Source organism: Stenotrophomonas sp. 2YAF22, from assembly GCF_052114665.1.
Classification (GTDB): Bacteria; Pseudomonadota; Gammaproteobacteria; order Xanthomonadales; family Xanthomonadaceae; genus Stenotrophomonas; species Stenotrophomonas indicatrix.
The window spans coordinates 1-1,291 of the sequence record NZ_JBFRFE010000873.1; the positions used below are offsets into that span (position 1 = coordinate 1).

General features: G+C 66.5%; 1 protein-coding gene and 1 pseudogene. Both read right to left on the reverse strand.

The features are described 5' to 3' along the window. Positions 1–162: pseudogene (locus AB4Y84_RS21880) on the reverse strand (phosphatase PAP2 family protein); the annotation flags it as partial. Then, a partial coding sequence (gene ispG, locus AB4Y84_RS21885) for a flavodoxin-dependent (E)-4-hydroxy-3-methylbut-2-enyl-diphosphate synthase (protein ID WP_442250962.1) occupies positions 143–1,291 on the reverse strand: 1,149 nt, incomplete at its 5' end. The gene ispG and the pseudogene AB4Y84_RS21880, both read right to left, overlap by 20 nt.

The following is a 1,291-nucleotide window of genomic DNA, read 5'->3' on the forward strand; positions in this document are numbered from 1 at the left end:
CTCGTGCACCTCGTCGGCCAGGGCGACGAATCCGGCCAGCGGCAGCAGCACGCCGGCAAACAGCAGCAGCAGCCGCCAGGCATTGCGCGCCATCCAGTGGCGGAAGCCGGAGGCTGGCTCCGGTGCAGCGAGGATCGTCGGCTTACCCGGCGCTTCGGACATAGGTGCGTTCAACGTAATCATCGATCAGGGCGACGAATTCCTGAGCGATGTTCTCGCCACGCAGGGTCACCTTCTTCTCGCCATCGACGAACACCGGTGCCGACGGTGCTTCACCAGTGCCGGGCAGCGAGATGCCGATGTTGGCATGCCGCGACTCACCCGGCCCGTTGACCACGCAGCCCATCACCGCCAGGGTCATGTTCTCCGCCCCCGGGTGCTGGATCTTCCACAACGGCATCTTTTCGCGGACGTGGTTCTGCACCACCTTGGCCAGCTCCTGGAAGAATTCCGAGGTGGTACGGCCGCAGCCCGGGCACGCCGTGACCAGCGGAGTGAAGGCGCGCTGGCCGGTGGTCTGCAGCAGTTCCTGGGCGACGATCACTTCCTGCGTGCGCGACTGGCCCGGTTCGGGCGTCAGCGAAATGCGGATGGTGTCGCCGATGCCTTCCTGCAGCAGCACGCTCAATGCCGCCGCCGAGGCGACGATGCCCTTGCTGCCGATACCGGCTTCGGTCAGGCCCAGATGCAGGGCGAAGTCCGAACGCTGGGCCAGGTCGCGGTAGACCGCGATCAGCTCCTGCACGCCGCTGACCTTGGCCGACAGGATGATGCGATCGCGCGGCAGGCCGATGTCCACGGCCTGCTCTGCCGAATCCAGCGCCGAACGGATCAGCGCCTCGCGCAGCACGCGGCCGGCGTCCCAGGGCTGTTCGCGGTGGTTGTTCTCGTCCATCAGCTTGGCCGCCAGGGCCTGGTCCAGCGAGCCCCAGTTGGCGCCGATGCGCACCGGCTTGTTGTAGCGGATGGCGAACTCGATCAGCTGCGCGAACTGCAGGTCCTTCTTCTTGCCGAAGCCTACGTTGCCCGGGTTGATGCGGTACTTGGCCAGTGCTTCGGCGCAGGCCGGCTCGGCCGTCAGCAGCTGGTGGCCGTTGTAGTGGAAGTCGCCGATCAGCGGTACGTCGATGCCCATCATCGCCAGCTTGTCGACGATGCGCGGGATCGCCGCGGCCGCTTCGACCGTGTTGACGGTCAGGCGCACCATTTCCGAGCCGGCACGCCAGAGCTCAGCGACCTGCTTGACGCTGGACGCCACATCGGACGTGTCGGTATTGGTCATCGACTGCAC